The sequence below is a fragment of the Streptomyces sp. NPDC058335 genome, assembly GCF_042723915.1.
In the GTDB taxonomy this organism is placed as follows: domain Bacteria; phylum Actinomycetota; class Actinomycetes; order Streptomycetales; family Streptomycetaceae; genus Streptomyces.
Genome location: NZ_JBHXHX010000004.1, coordinates 114,462 through 128,100 on the forward strand (window position 1 = coordinate 114,462; position 13,639 = coordinate 128,100).

The 13,639-nt window shown below is 71.8% G+C and carries 13 protein-coding genes; 1 reads left to right on the forward strand and 12 read right to left on the reverse strand.

What is annotated here, in order from left to right; all coding sequences use genetic code 11:
- Nucleotides 1-87: 87 nt before the first annotated feature.
- From araD to ACFWJX_RS08565, 7 genes are all read right to left on the reverse strand, one after another.
- Nucleotides 88-1,824 (reverse strand): L-arabinonate dehydratase, encoded by a 1,737-nt coding sequence (gene araD / locus ACFWJX_RS08535; protein ID WP_383238778.1) that lies wholly within the window; start codon nt 1,822-1,824, stop codon nt 88-90.
- Nucleotides 1,821-2,732, reverse strand: a complete 912-nt coding sequence (locus tag ACFWJX_RS08540) for a dihydrodipicolinate synthase family protein (protein WP_383238780.1) — start codon at nt 2,730-2,732, stop codon at nt 1,821-1,823. Before ACFWJX_RS08540 ends, araD begins: the two co-directional genes overlap by 4 nt.
- Nucleotides 2,729-3,385, reverse strand: a complete 657-nt coding sequence (locus tag ACFWJX_RS08545) for a GntR family transcriptional regulator (RefSeq protein WP_383238783.1) — start codon at nt 3,383-3,385, stop codon at nt 2,729-2,731. The genes ACFWJX_RS08540 and ACFWJX_RS08545 overlap by 4 nt, the downstream gene beginning before the upstream one ends.
- A gap of 145 nt (nt 3,386-3,530) precedes the next feature.
- On the reverse strand, nt 3,531-4,280 hold the full coding sequence (locus ACFWJX_RS08550) for an MBL fold metallo-hydrolase (protein WP_383238786.1): 750 nt from the start codon (nt 4,278-4,280) through the stop codon (nt 3,531-3,533).
- Nucleotides 4,281-4,882: 602 nt separating this feature from the next.
- Complete coding sequence (locus ACFWJX_RS08555; protein WP_383238788.1) at nt 4,883-5,506, reverse strand: TIGR03086 family metal-binding protein; 624 nt, start codon at nt 5,504-5,506, stop codon at nt 4,883-4,885.
- A 117-nt stretch (nt 5,507-5,623) separates the two neighbouring features.
- A complete protein-coding gene (locus ACFWJX_RS08560) occupies nt 5,624-6,787 on the reverse strand; it encodes a hypothetical protein (protein ID WP_383238791.1) in 1,164 nt (387 codons plus the stop codon).
- Nucleotides 6,784-7,725 (reverse strand): 5-dehydro-4-deoxyglucarate dehydratase, encoded by a 942-nt coding sequence (locus tag ACFWJX_RS08565; RefSeq protein ID WP_383238794.1) that lies wholly within the window; start codon nt 7,723-7,725, stop codon nt 6,784-6,786. The genes ACFWJX_RS08560 and ACFWJX_RS08565 overlap by 4 nt, the downstream gene beginning before the upstream one ends.
- Before the next feature lie 252 nt (nt 7,726-7,977).
- On the opposite strand from ACFWJX_RS08565, the gene ACFWJX_RS08570 reads away from it, so the two are divergent.
- Nucleotides 7,978-8,787 (forward strand): NAD-dependent epimerase/dehydratase family protein, encoded by an 810-nt coding sequence (locus ACFWJX_RS08570; protein WP_383238797.1) that lies wholly within the window; start codon nt 7,978-7,980, stop codon nt 8,785-8,787.
- Nucleotides 8,788-8,890: 103 nt separating this feature from the next.
- Here ACFWJX_RS08570 and ACFWJX_RS08575 read toward each other — a convergent pair whose 3' ends face one another.
- The 5 genes from ACFWJX_RS08575 to ACFWJX_RS08595 all read right to left on the reverse strand — a co-directional run bounded on the left by ACFWJX_RS08575 (nt 8,891) and on the right by ACFWJX_RS08595 (nt 13,357).
- A complete protein-coding gene (locus ACFWJX_RS08575) occupies nt 8,891-9,199 on the reverse strand; it encodes an SCO5918 family protein (protein ID WP_383238800.1) in 309 nt (102 codons plus the stop codon).
- A gap of 47 nt (nt 9,200-9,246) precedes the next feature.
- Nucleotides 9,247-9,651, reverse strand: coding sequence for a CBS domain-containing protein (locus ACFWJX_RS08580; RefSeq protein WP_383238803.1), 405 nt, complete (start codon nt 9,649-9,651; stop codon nt 9,247-9,249).
- 45 nt (nt 9,652-9,696) lie between these two features.
- The gene (locus ACFWJX_RS08585) at nt 9,697-11,172 is read right to left on the reverse strand and encodes a DEAD/DEAH box helicase (RefSeq protein ID WP_383238806.1); all 1,476 of its coding nucleotides are present in this window, start codon (nt 11,170-11,172) and stop codon (nt 9,697-9,699) included.
- A gap of 331 nt (nt 11,173-11,503) precedes the next feature.
- Nucleotides 11,504-11,707 carry a cold-shock protein gene (locus tag ACFWJX_RS08590; RefSeq protein WP_045556499.1) on the reverse strand — a complete coding sequence of 68 codons (204 nt, stop codon included), beginning with the start codon at nt 11,705-11,707 and terminating at the stop codon, nt 11,504-11,506.
- Between the two features lie 384 nt (nt 11,708-12,091).
- A complete protein-coding gene (locus ACFWJX_RS08595; RefSeq protein WP_383238809.1) occupies nt 12,092-13,357 on the reverse strand; it encodes an MFS transporter in 1,266 nt (421 codons plus the stop codon).
- Nucleotides 13,358-13,639: the final 282 nt, after the last annotated feature.

Here is a 13,639-nt window from a genome sequence, read left to right on the forward strand (position 1 = left end):
CTGGGGTGGTACTCGGGTCGTACTCGGGTCGTGCAGGAAGCGCTTTCTCGGTGGGCAGGGGTCTGCGGGGTGGTTCCGCTGTGCGGGTCAGCCCGCGTACGGGTCCTGCACCGTGCCCGGACGGGCCAGGAACTCGAAGTCGCAGCCGGTGTCGGCCTGGGTGATCTGTTCGTTGTAGAGCGCGCCGTAGCCACGCTCGTACCGGGTGGGCGGCGGCGTCCACTCCGACCTGCGCCGCTCCAACTCCTCGTCGTCCACATTGAGCTGGAGGGAGCGGGCCTCGACGTCGAGGGTGATCGAGTCACCCGTCCGGACCAGGGCGAGGGGTCCGCCGACGTACGACTCGGGTGCCACGTGCAGCACGCACGTGCCGTAACTCGTCCCGCTCATCCGGGCGTCGGAGATCCGGACCATGTCCCGCACGCCCTGCCTGAGCAGATGGTCGGGGATGGGCAGCATGCCGTACTCGGGCATGCCCGGACCGCCCTTGGGGCCGGCGTTGCGCAGGACCAGCACGGTGTCGGCGGTGATGCCGAGGTCCGGGTCGTTGATGGTCCGCTGCATGGTCCGGTAGTCGTCGAAGACGACGGCGGGGCCGGTGTGCTTGAGCAGGTGCGGCTCGGCCGAGATGTGCTTGATGACCGCGCCGTCCGGGCACAGGTTGCCGCGCAGGACGGCGACCCCGCCCTCGTCGGCGACCGGGTTGTCGCGCGGCCGGATGACGTCGTCGTTGTGCACCTGCGCCCCGTCGAGCTGCTCGCGCATCGTGTCGTACGACACGGTCGGCCGCTCCAGGTGGAGCAGGTCGGGGATGCGGGAGAGGAACCCGGGCAGACCGCCGGCGAAGTGGAAGTCCTCCATCAGGTACGTCTGTCCGCCGGGCCGTACGTTGGCGAGCACCGGGACCGTACGGGCGATGCGGTCGAAGTCGTCCAGCGTGAGCTTGACTCCCGACCGGCCCGCCATGGCGATCAGGTGGATGACCGCGTTGGTGGAGCCGCCGAGGCCGAGGACGGTCGTCACCGCGTCCTCGAAGGCGTCCCGGGTGAGGATGCTCGAGAGTCTGCGGTCCCGGTGGACGAGGTCGACGATCGTCAGGCCGGCCTTCGCCGCCATCCGGTCGTGCCCCGAGTCCACGGCCGGGATGCTGGAGGCCCCCGGGACGGTGACGCCGAGCACCTCGGCGGCCGCCGTCAGCGTGGACGCCGTACCCATCGTCATGCAGTGGCCGGGCGAACGGGCGAGGCCGTTCTCCAGCTCTGCCATCTCGCAGTCGCCGATCAGGCCGGCCCGCTTGTCGTCCCAGTACTTCCACATGTCGGTGCCGGAGCCGAGGACCTCGTTGCGCCAGTGGCCCGGCAGCATCGGGCCGGCCGGCACGAAGACCGTCGGCAGGTCGACGCTGGCGGCGCCCATGAGGAGGGCGGGGGTCGTCTTGTCGCAGCCGCCCATCAGGACGGCGCCGTCCACCGGGTACGACCGCAGCAGCTCCTCGGTCTCCATCGCGAGCAGGTTGCGGTAGAGCATCGGGGTCGGCTTCTGGAAGGTCTCGCTCAGCGTGGAGACCGGGAACTCCAGCGGGAAACCGCCCGCCTGCCACACGCCCCGCTTGACCGCCTGGGCCCGGTCGCGCAGGTGCACATGACAGGGGTTGATGTCCGACCAGGTGTTGAGGATCGCGACGACCGGCTTGCCGAGGTGCTCCTCGGGCAGATAGCCGAGCTGGCGGGTGCGGGCGCGGTGGCTGAAGGAACGCAGCCCTTCCGTGCCGTACCACTGGTGGCTCCGCAGGTCCTCGGGGCGCTTGCGGACGGGCTCGGTCATATGGACCACCCCGCGGCGATCTCGGCGACCTCGGCCCGGTCCGCCTCGGGCAGCGGCCGGCTCGGCGGGCGGACCTCGCGGCGGCACAGCCCGAGGGAGGCGAGGGCCTCCTTGACGACGGTGACGTTGTTGGCGGAGCCGTTGGCCGCGCGCAGCTCCTCGAAGCGACGGATCTGCTCCCAGACCTTCATCGCCGCCGGGTAGTCGCCGGACCGCAGCGCCTCGATCATGTTCAGCGAGACGGCCGGGGCGACGTTCACCAGCCCCGAGGTGAAGCCGGTGGCGCCCGCGGAGAAGTAGGAGGGGGCGTACGGCTCGGCGAGGCCGGCCACCCAGACGAACCGCTCGAGCCCCGCGTCACGGGCGAACGCGGCGAAGCGGGCGGCGTCCGGGACGGCGTACTTCACGCCGATCACGTTCGGGCAGACGTCGGCGAGTTCGGCGAGGCGGGCACCGGCGAGCTGCGCGTTGCGGATGTACGGGACGACACCCAGCTCGGGCACCGACTCGGCGATGGCCCGGTGGTAGTCGACCCAGCCGCTCTGCGAGACGTAGGGGTGGACGGGCTGGTGGACCATCACCATCCCCGCGCCCAGTTCACGGGCGTGGCGGGCGGAGGCGACCGCGGTGGGCACGTCGTGTCCGACGCCGACCAGGATCACCGCCCGGTCCCCGGTCTCCTCGATGGTCAGTTCGGTGACCAGACGACGCTCCTCGGGGGTGAGGGCGTAGAACTCACCGGTGTTGCCGTTGGGGGTGAGGGTCCTGATCCCGCCGTCGAGCAGACGGCGCAGCAGGGCCCGGTGGGCGTCCCGGTCGACAGAGCCGTCCTCGGCGAACGGGGTCACCGGGATGGCCACGACGTCGGCCAGGGCCGCACGCTGGGTCTCGAACGCCACGCTGCTCATTCCTGACCTTCCTCTGCCTGGGCGTCGGGGAACGCTCTCCGTACGAACGACGCGATGTGGGCGTGCAGGGCGCGGGCCGCGCCGTCGGCGTCGCCGTCCAGGGCGAGCCGCAGGATCTCGCGGTGCTCCCCCGCCTCCCGTTCCCACGAGGGCGAGGCGGCCCAGGCGACGGCCGAGACCAGGGCTGCCTGGTCGCGGACCTCGTCGAGCATCCGGCCGAGCAGCGGATTGCCGCACGGCAGATACAGGGCGCGGTGGAACTCCCGGTTGGCCAGGGAGCGTTCGGCGGTGTCGGTCGCCACGTCGGCCATGGTGAGCGCCGCGCGGGCGGCGTCCAGGGACGCGCCGCGCTTCACGGCCCGCTTCAGCGCCTCGGGTTCGAGGAGCAGTCGCACGTCGTAGACCTCGCGCGCCATGTCCGCGTCCACCATGCGCACCGTGACGCCCTTGTACTGGCTCATGACGACCAGTCCGGTGCCGGCCAGGGTCTTGAGCGCCTCGCGCACCGGGGTCTTGGAAACCCCGAACTGCGCGGCCAACTCGGTCTCGACCAGCGCCTGACCTGGCGTCAGCCGCCCGGTGAGGATGCGGCGTTTGATCTCCTCCAGCACGTACTGCGTGCGGGAGGGGATCGGCGTGGGCACAGAGGTCATGCGCGCCTCTCGGTGTCGCGTATCTGATCTCGCGTATCGCGTCTCATATATGACGTACGAAGTACGACGGCTTGAAGGTAGGAGGGGGCCCGTGTTTCGTCAATGCTTCTGACAAAGGAAGTCGAGGTTGCTTTTTCCTTGCACGTCAGAGCGAGAAGGTGTCGCCCTCGTGCGCGGCGGTGGTCCGTCCGCCGAAGACCGGGGCGGCGCGGCCGGCCGCGGCCTCACGGGTGAGGGTGGGTCCCACGTGGGTGATGAGCAGTTCCCGGGCACCCTTGGCGCAGGCACCCGCGTCCTCCGGCGTGAGGTGCACCCGCTGTTCGCCTTCGCGATGCGTGTCGATGTCGGCCTCGCACAGGAACAGGTCGGCGCCCACCGCGAGTTCGGTGAGCGCGTCGCACGGTCCGCTGTCCCCCGAGTAGGCGAGGACACTGCCCTCGCACTCGGCGCGCAGCCCGTACGCCTCGGTGTCGTGGACCACCGCGCGGGAGGTGAGCCGGAGGTTCCCGTGCCGGACGGTGTGACCGTCGTACAGCGGCCTGAACTGGAGGACCCCGTCCAGGAACCGTATGTCCGGCCGCCCGAGGAAGCCCGCCAGGCGCCGGGCGCAGTCGCGGGGCGCGTAGACCGGGATCGGGACCGGCGGGGTCATGCCGCCGTAGGCGAACGCGTAGACGGCGGCCAGGAGATCGGCGCTGTGATCGGCGTGCAGATGGGAGATCCAGATCGCGGTGAGCCGACGCGGATCCGTGTGTCGCTGCAACTCCGCGAACGTCCCCGGTCCCGCGTCCACCCATACCTCGGCACCCCCGCCCCGCACCAGATAGCCGGAACAGGGCCGGTCGGGGCCGGGATGCGGGGAGGCGGTACCGAGGACGGTGAGACTGAGGGGCATGGAGGGGAGAGTACGAGCCACGCGGGCCGGACCGCGCCCGGATTACGTCCGTCCACGGTTTCCCGCGCGGGGGTCTACGGCGTGCGGGTGGGCGGGGTCAGAGGAGCCGCCTCCGCCGGGGCGGGGCTGTGGGACGGCGGGCTCAGGCGCGGGGAGCCCGCTCGGGGCACGCCGGGTGACGGGGCGGGCCCAGGGCCCGTCGGGTCACCGGTCACCGGGTCCGGCCCCCGACCCCACCGGGTGACGGCGTCCCGGCCTGTCAGCTCCCGCTCACGCCCGCCCGCTCGAATCACACGGCCGCCGTCGTCCAGCCCGGACGGCGCCCGCGCAGGCGGGCCGGTCCGGTCGCGCTCCTTCGCTCACGCGAGCCGGCGGGGGTGGCGGCCGCTCACGGCGGCTCACGCGAGCCGGCGGGGGCGGCGGCCGCTCACGGCGCCTGACGCCGGGCACCTGTGGCTTCGGACGTCCGGCACCCGGCTCCGGTCACGCCCGTCCCGCCTCCAGCCCCACCTGCGCCCGCCTGAGCGCCCGGCCAAGGTCACGCCCTGCCGACCCACCCAGCCCCGGCCGGTCCGAGCCGCCCGCCCGCCCGCCCGCCGAGGTCACGCCCCTCCGCGGGCCCAGCCCGGGTCGCGGCCGCTCAGGCCGATCACGCGGTCCAGGAGAGGGGCGTCCGGCGGGACCGGTACCGCGGGGCCGAAGATGCCTCCACCGCCGGTCGGGTCCTCGGCGACCGCCAGCACGAAGGCGTGGCACGCCTGGAGCGCGGCCGGGTCGGGGACGTACTCCTGGCCGGTGGCACGGGCGAGGTCCCAGCCGTGGACGACCAGTTCGTCGATGGCCACGGCGGCCGCGACCTCGCCAGGCAGGTCGACCCCGCCGGCCCGGGTCATGCCGGTCCAGGCGGCGGGGTCGCGCCAGGCCTCGGCGAGTTCGTCGAGCACGCGGGGCAGTTCCTCGCGCCAGCCGGGGCCGACGTCGGGGACGGCGGTGTCCGGCGGGGTGTCGGTGGTCGGGCCGAGATCCTTGCGGGCGGCATCGCGGAAGGCGACGGCCAGACCCGTGAGGTGGCCCAGCAGGTTGCGGACCGCGTAGTCGGGGCAGGGCGTCCCGTCCGCCAGCTGCTCCTCCCGCACGCCTGCCGCGAGCCGTGCCACGATCCGCGTCTGGGGACCGAGATCGAGGATCGCGGTGTCGGTGTCGGTGTGGGTGTGGGTGTCGGTCATCTGCCGCTCCTCCGGTGGGTGTCCGAAGGAGAGACCGGCGGGGCGGCACGAACTCATCGCGGGACGGACGGCGACTTCGCCGCGGCCCGGAGCCGCTCCGCGGCCGGCCGTGTCGGCTCAGACCGTGCCGAGTCCCTTGCGGACGGCCTCCAGGTCGCCGTCCGACGCCAGCCCGGCGTGATAGAGCCGGATCTCCGTGGCACCCAGCTCACGCGCGCGTGCCGCGTCCGCCGCGAGCGTGCCGGGGCTGCCGCCCATGCCGGAGACGACGGTGAGGTTGGCGGCGATCACGGCGGGCTCGCGGCGCTGTTCGGCGAAGGGTGTCACGAGGGCGGGGCCGCCCGCGCAGGGCACGACCACGCCGTCGGCGACGGACAGGATGTGCGCGGGGTCGACGCCCGGGTTGGCGCCGACGTGGAACGACACCGGGTCGGCGTGCAGCAGCACCTGGAAGCCCTCGGGTGCCGCCGCCCGGACGGCCGCGACGGCCTCCTCCTGGAGCGAGCGGGCGGTCGCGTCCCTCCACGCGCGCGTGGCCGCCGCCGGCTCCGCGCCGAGCAGCTTCTCCACTCCGGCCCAGCCCCCGTCGTCCGGCAGCCCCTGCCACACCGGTTCCAGCGCGGTCCGTACGGCCGCCGCAAGGCCGTCGGCGTCCAGGCCCCGCTCGCCGTACCCGGCCCGGCAGGAGGGGCAGAAGCAGAGCGACATCAGGTACTGCCCGGCCTCGCCGAGACCGACCCCGCCGGTCTTGTCGTGGGCGTGCAGATGCTGGAGGCCGTACCAGCCGAGGGACTCGAGTTCGGTGCCGGCCGCGCCGGGCCGTACGGCGGCCTCGGCGGCGAGATCGACGAGGTACGCGCGCGTGGCGGGCTGCGCGATGCACGGGGCCCAGGGGTAGCGGTCGCCGTAGGCGTTGACGACGGAGGTGTCCGGATGCTCTGCGCCCAGGCGGGAGTTGTGTGCGAGCACCACCCAGCTGTGCACCTCCAGACCGGCCTCCGCGAGCGCGGCGGCGGCCTCGCCGTAGGCGTCGCCGGGGGCCCAGTCGCCGGCCGGGTGGGGCCGCAGGACACGGCCTTCCCAGCGGCTGTCCACCGGGTACAGCACGGCCGCGTGTTCGGCGGTGACGATGCGGTGGCGGGGGTGGCGCGGGGTGAGGGCGCGGGTGGAGTGGTAGGCGGCCGCCAGGGTGACCTGCCCGACACCGAGGGCGGCGATACGCCCCGGGGCCCGCGGGTCGCCGTTGACGTCCCAGGGGTAGACGAACGCCGACGTCTTCACTCGACCTCCTCCAGCAGCGCGTACCCGCGCTCGATCAGCTGCGCGAGCTGCTTGACGTGCTCCTCGCCGGGCTCGTGCAGCGGGGGCCGCACCTCGCCCACGTCGAGACCGCGCAGCCGTACGCCCGCCTTGACGAGGGAGACAGCGTAGCCGCGGCCCTGGGCGCGCAGTTCGACGAAGGGGCGGTAGAAGCCGTCGAGCAGGCGGTGCGCGGTGGTCTCGTCGCCGGTGGCGAGCGCCCGGTGGAAGGCGAGGGCGATCTCGGGGGCGAAGCAGAACACGGCGGACGAGTAGAGGGTGACGCCGATGGCGGCGTAGGCGAGCTGGGTCTGCTCGGCGGTCGGCAGGCCGTTGAAGTAGAGGAAGTCGCCGGGGGTCTCGGTGCGGACGGCGCTGACGATGCGCTGCATGAGGTCGAGGTCGCCGAGCCCGTCCTTGAGCCCGATGATCGAGTCCGTGCGGGCCAGTCCGACGACCGTCTCGGGGGTGAAGACGGCGTTGTCGCGCTGGTAGACGATCACCGGGAGCGGGGTCGCGGCGGCCACCTCCCGGTAGTGCCGCAGCAGCCCCTCCTGGCCGGCGATCACCAGGTACGGCGGCATCGCGAGCAGCCCGTCCGCGCCGGCGGCGTGCGCGAGGCGCGCGTAACGCACGGCGAGCGCGGTCCCGTAACCGGCGCCCGCGACGACGGGCACGCGTCCGGCCGTCTCGTCCACCGCCGCGCGCACGCACGTCTCGAACTCCTCGGGGGTGAGCGCGTGGAACTCTCCGGTGCCGCAGCAGGCGAAGACCGCCGCCGCCCCGGCCTCGATCCCGCGGCGGACGTGCGCGCGGAAGGTGTCGAGGTCGAGGGAGCCGTCGGGGCCGTAGGAGGTGACGGGGAAGAACAGCGGTCCGGTGGGGACGCGCAGACGTTCGGCGAGCGGGGCTGGCGTCACGGGCTCTCCCTAGGACGACGCGTGCGTTCTTCTGACTAATGTCCACATCTATGAACAGGCTCACCCTATGAAGGCCCCCAAGCCCCGGTCAAGCACACAAACCACCAGACGGGGGCGGATTCTCCGGCTTCGCGAGAGACTTGACGCCACGGGCGGGAGATCCTTAGCGTGTCCACGCATGTGAATAACGTCCACGCATACGGCCGCCGGGCCACTCGCCTGCCGCACCCGCCGACCCAAGGAGACCCGAGGATGCCCGCTCCGCGCACCGTCCTGCTCACCGGCGCCGCCGGAGGCCTCGGCACCCTGATGCGGGAACTGCTCCCGGCATACGGCTACGAGCTGCGCCTGCTGGACCTGCGGCCCATCGAGGGCGAGCCGGACGCGATCGTCGCGGACCTCGCCGACCGGGACGCCGTGCGAGAGGCCGTACGGGGCGTCGACGCGATCATCCACCTGGCGGGCATCTCCCTGGAAGCCCCCTTCGAGAAGATCCTCGACGCCAACATCGTCGGCACCTACAACCTGTACGAGGCCGCCCGCGAGGAAGGCGTGCAGCGCATCGTCTTCGCCTCCTCCAACCACGCGGTGGGCTTCACCCCCCGCCCCCAGGGCGACGGCCCCCTCATCCCCGTCGAGACCCCGCACCGCCCGGACACCTTCTACGGCCTGTCCAAGGCCTTCGGTGAGGATCTCGCCCAGTTCTACTGGGACAAGCACGGCCTGGAGAGCGTGTCGGTGCGCATCGGCTCCTGCTTCCCGGAGCCCACCAGCGTGCGGATGCTGTCCGTGTGGATGAGCCCGGCCGACGGCGCCCGCCTCTTCCACGCTGCCCTGACCGCCGAGGACGTCGGCCACACCGTCGTCCACGGCTCCTCCGCCAACACCCGGCTGTGGTGGGACCTGACCAGCGCGCGGGCGCTCGGCTACGCACCGGAGGACGACTCCGAGCCGTGGGCCGAGAAGCTGATCGCCGAGCAGGGCGAGCTGGACCCCCAGAACATCGCGCACGCCCACCTCGGCGGCCACTTCGTCAGCGACCCGCCGATCTGGCCGTACTGACACCCCACAGGAGCACCACGGCGGCGGGGGGGGCGCCCCCCCGGCCCCCCCCGCGCCCCCCCCCCACCACGGTTCAGGTGTCAGCTCGTGTCTGTTCCCACGGTCAGACGGATACCGGGGTGCCCAGCATCGCGGAAGCCTGCTGGAGCGAGCTGGGGATGGATACGGGTGCGGCCGCGGGGACGGTCCGGCACGTGAAGCCGAGCCGAGCCATGGCTCGGAGGACTTCGGCGGCGCTGAAGTCACGGCGGTCCTGGCGGGTGATGACCTGCCCGACCTGCTTGACGGGGTAATGGCGGCGGCCGATGATCACGGATTCGCCGGTGCTCGCCTCGGGCTTGATGCCCTTCATCGATTCCAGCACACCGCTCTTGGTGAGTTCGAAGGGGAAGCGGGCGATGACGCAGCGCATGGGGCCTCACAGAGAAGAAGGGAGAACGGTCCGAGAGGTGAGGCGGTTCAGCGGGAGAGGGCGAGGACGCCCGGTGCGCTGCCTTGCTCCTCGACCACCGGCAGGGCACCGAGTCGACGGGCGCACATCGCATGCTCGGCCTCGGCCACCGTGGTCACGGCTGAGGTGAGGACACCGTGGTCGCCCAGGATGTCGCGCAGACGCACGCGGTCCGTGTAGGCGCAGCCGTCGCGGACGGCCGTGAGTTCGGCCTGGGTGACCAGGCCGGTGCGCTGGCCGTCCTGGTCGCAGACGACCAGCCGGCCCGTGCGTGCGGCGGCCATGACGGCAAGTGCCACCTCGACACTCATGTCGTCCCAGACCTGGGGTTCGGCCGCGTCCATGACCTCGACCACCGTCCCCCGCGAGGCGTTGGCACTCGCCGGGTGGGGCTGTGTCTGAACCAGCGTCAAAAGGTGCCTCCTGCAGAGATGGGTCAGCTTCCTGATCAGGGAGGTTCAGGCCGCCGCGCCGCGGACGGGCTGGCGTACGGGCGCGCGCCCGGTCGCCGAGGAGGGGCGGCGCCGGCCTCGGGAGGAGGCACCGCGCTTGGGGCGTTCGGCCACCGGTGCGGTGATGACGACCGGGATGCCGGAGGGGGCCTGGGCGCCGGTGATCCGGCTCAGGGCCTCGTCGCCCGAGCGGACCTGGGTGGTCTGCGGCTGGATTCCCGCGTCCGACATGAGGCGGACCATGCCGCGGCGCTGGCTGGGTGTGACGAGGGTGACGACGCTGCCGGACTCGCCGGCGCGGGCCGTACGGCCTCCGCGGTGGAGGTAGTCCTTGTGGTCGGTCGGCGGATCGACGTTGACGACGAGGTCGAGGTTGTCGACGTGGATGCCGCGCGCCGCGACATTGGTGGCCACCAGCACGCTGACGTGCCCCGTCTTGAACTGGGCCAGCGTGCGGGTGCGCTGCGGCTGCGACTTGCCGCCGTGCAGCGCGGCGGCGCGGACGCCACTGTTGAGCAGGTCCTGGGTGAGCCGGTCGACGGCGTGCTTGGTGTCCAGGAACATGATCACGCGGCCCTCGCGGGCGGCGATCTCGGTCGTGGCGGCGTGCTTGTCGGCGCCGTGGACGTGCAGGACGTGGTGCTCCATCGTCGTGACCGCACCGGCCGACGGGTCGACCGAGTGCACGACCGGGTCGGTCAGGTAGCGGCGCACGAGCAGGTCGACGTTTCGGTCCAAGGTGGCCGAGAACAGCATCCGCTGCCCTTCCGGACGCACCTGGTCGAGCAGCGCGGTGACCTGCGGCATGAACCCCATGTCGGCCATCTGGTCGGCCTCGTCCAGCACCGTGATGCCCACGTGGTTCAGCCGGCAGTCGCCCCGGTCGATGAGGTCCTTGAGCCGGCCCGGGGTCGCGACGACGATCTCGGCCCCGCCTCGCAGCGCGCCGGCCTGCTTGCCGATCGACATCCCGCCCACGACCGTGGCCAGCCGCAGCCTGACCGAGCGGGCGTACGGAGTGAGCGCGTCGGTCACCTGCTGCGCCAGTTCCCGCGTCGGTACGAGGATCAGCCCCAACGGCTGGCGGGGCTCGGCACGCTGTCCGGCGGTGCGGGCGAGCAGGGCGAGGCCGAAGGCGAGGGTCTTGCCGGAACCGGTGCGTCCGCGGCCCAGGACGTCACGGCCCGCCAGGGAGTTCGGCAGCGTCGCGCCCTGGATCGGGAACGGTGCGGTCACGCCCTGCTTGCCGAGTTCGGCCAGTAGCTGCTCGGGCATGGCGAGATCGGCGAACCCCTCGACGGCGGGCAGCGCGGGGGTGATCGTCTTGGGGAGCGCGAACTCGCCCTGCACCGCGGCGGGCCGGCGGCCGTAACCGCCGGAACGGCGCGGTGCCTGCGAGTCGAAGCGGCTGCCGCGGTTTCCGGCGCCGGAACTGCCGTGACGAGTGCGGGCCGAGCGGTCGTTCGTACCTGTGCGGTTCATGCGGAACCTTCCTCGATGCGGCGCATATCAAGGAATTCCCGCAGCGATGAGCGCATGGAGAATCACAGGTATGGACCGATGGTAAAAGAGAGCAAATCCGGCCGGCGGAAAATGCACGCGGGCTCAGATGCTGGAATGGGGGCGTTGAATCAGGGAGTCGACCGCGGTTCAGCGCCTCGGGATGCGTCCGCATCCGGGAGGGAGAAGTCCCGGAGGGTGGGACCCCTGATTCCGCCGAGTCGTCCCACGGGTGAACCGTCGCGGGAGACGCGTGCAGCTGGGGCCCGCACCCCGAAGGATGCGGGCCCCAGCTACAGAGTGTGCGTCAGCGTCAGGCCGGAACGATGTTCTCGGCCGTCGGGCCCTTCTGGCCCTGCGCGATGTCGAAGGTAACCTTCTGGCCCTCGAGCAGCTCACGGAAGCCCTGCGCGGCAATGTTCGAGTAGTGGGCGAACACGTCCGGGCCGCCACCGTCCTGCTCGATGAAGCCGAAGCCCTTTTCCGCGTTGAACCACTTCACGGTACCAGCAGCCATGTCATATCTCCTTTGGGGCAATACATCGGAATCCGCACTGCGCGGACGCCGTGTCGCCGCGATGATTACCCCGCACGGAAACAACCGGCATACAAAAGTGCTCCCACCCGTAGGAACCGAGTGAGGGCACTTGAAGTTTTGGGAACCACAACTGCAACTGAGATAGACAGTAGCACGCTGGAACGGCCTGTGCTCGTTGAGCAATTCCACTCCGCCCGTCGCGACAAAATCTCTCACTGCATGGTCGGCAAAACTCTCACCTCACGAGTACAGATATCCATTCACTCGAAGCGCAATGTCCGACGAGGGCACCCGGATGCACCCGCCGCCCGCCAGGGATCGGCGGCATCGCATGTCACGAGCGGCGTACCGGCTGGTCCGACCTCAGGACGGGCCGGCCACTGGAGCAGCCTGGACACCACCGGTGCCGCTCGCAGTGCCCGCGGCATGCGCCGTGAGGCCCCTTACGGCGGGGACGCACAGCAGCGCCAGGGCGGCGGGGACCGCGACGACCGTCATGGCGTACAGGGTGGGCCGTACGCCAAGGGACTCGGACACCGGGCCGACGACCGCCAGGCCGAGCGGCATGAGTCCCGCCGACAGCAGGTAGTCGTACGAACTCACGCGGGACAGGGCGGCCTGGGGTATGTGCGTCTGCAGCGCGGTCTCCCACAGGACGAAGAAGAGGGAGACGGCGACGCCGGTGACCGCTTCGAGGGCCGCGATCATGGCGAGCGAGCTGCCGGCTCCGATGATGACCGCCTGGCAGGAGGCCACGGTGAGCGCCGCGGCGGCCAGAGCCATGGGACGTGCGATCTTGAGCCGGTAGGCGCATACGTCTCCGACGATGGAGCCGATACCGAAGGCCGCGACCACCACCGACCAGCTCGCGGCACCGCCCCACTCCTCTTCGGCGAGGACAGGTCCCAGCACGTACACCGACGGCAGCACGACGACGTGGTAGACCGCCATGGCACCCATGGCCGACCACACCCATGTCCGGCTGCGCACCTGCACCCAGCCGTCGCGCAGGTCCCCGAGGAACGTCCCCGCGGCAGTGCCCTTCGCTGCCTCCGGTACCGTCTCGCGGGGTTTCAGCCGAGCCAGGAACGCGGCACTCACCGCGAAGGTCAGGGCGTCCAGGGCGAGGGCGCCGCCGGGGCCGGCCAGTGCGACCAGTCCACCGGCCAGGGCCGGACCGAGCACCAGCCCGGACGAGAGGACGAAGCCCCTCAGCGCATTCGCCTCGCGCAGCCGACCCGGCGCGACCACCAGCGGCACCAGCCCCGTGGCAGCGGGCATGAAGAACGCGTCCGCCGTGCCAAACACGATCATCAGCAGGACGAGATGCGAAACCTCGGCAACGCCGGTCAGCAGCAGCACGGCAATGAGCCCCTGGGCAGCGAACCGCACCACGTCGGAGACCAGCATGATGCGATGCCGCCGGAAGCGGTCCGCCCAGACCCCGCCCACCAGGGTGAACAGCAGCATGGGCAGCAACCCCGCGGCGGCCACGAGCCCGACATCGGAGGCGGACCCGCCCACCGAGAGCACCGCGAAGGGCACGGCCACGAACGACACCCGGTCCCCCAGCACGGACAGGGACTGCCCGGCGAACAGGCGGGCGAACTGCGGCTCATCACGCAGCACGCCAGGGATCAAGGATTTCATGCGGTGGCCGATCAGGGACGCGAGGACGGGATGCGCAACGACCGATGGTAGGAAGCGACGTCCTTGCCAGTCACCCGAATTTACCCAGCACAGAGCCTGTGCGCGGCGGGCGACGACTCAGGAGGCCTGCCGTCGTCGCCGTACGGCTCCTCTTCCCCGCCGCCACCAGCGACTCGGCCCGACCGGCCGCTGACGTTCACAGCGGCGATCAGCGGCCGTACCGACGACCGCCGGCCGGCGAGTGGCGGTCGTCGAGTGGCG

What these genes read in the sequence shown, in the direction of transcription:
- ACFWJX_RS08555 (WP_383238788.1), bottom strand. Translation starts at nt 5,506, where the DNA reads ATGACCGACACCCACACCCACACCGACACCGACACCGCGATCCTCGAT.
- ACFWJX_RS08590 (WP_045556499.1), bottom strand. Translation starts at nt 11,707, where the DNA reads ATGGCTGCTGGTACCGTGAAGTGGTTCAACGCGGAAAAGGGCTTCGGC.
- ACFWJX_RS08585 (WP_383238806.1), bottom strand. Translation starts at nt 11,172, where the DNA reads ATGAACCGCACAGGTACGAACGACCGCTCGGCCCGCACTCGTCACGGC.
- ACFWJX_RS08575 (WP_383238800.1), bottom strand. Translation starts at nt 9,199, where the DNA reads ATGCGCTGCGTCATCGCCCGCTTCCCCTTCGAACTCACCAAGAGCGGT.
- ACFWJX_RS08545 (WP_383238783.1), bottom strand. Translation starts at nt 3,385, where the DNA reads ATGACCTCTGTGCCCACGCCGATCCCCTCCCGCACGCAGTACGTGCTG.
- ACFWJX_RS08540 (WP_383238780.1), bottom strand. Translation starts at nt 2,732, where the DNA reads ATGAGCAGCGTGGCGTTCGAGACCCAGCGTGCGGCCCTGGCCGACGTC.
- araD (WP_383238778.1), bottom strand. Translation starts at nt 1,824, where the DNA reads ATGACCGAGCCCGTCCGCAAGCGCCCCGAGGACCTGCGGAGCCACCAG.
- ACFWJX_RS08570 (WP_383238797.1), top strand. Translation starts at nt 7,978, where the DNA reads ATGCCCGCTCCGCGCACCGTCCTGCTCACCGGCGCCGCCGGAGGCCTC.
- ACFWJX_RS08550 (WP_383238786.1), bottom strand. Translation starts at nt 4,280, where the DNA reads ATGCCCCTCAGTCTCACCGTCCTCGGTACCGCCTCCCCGCATCCCGGC.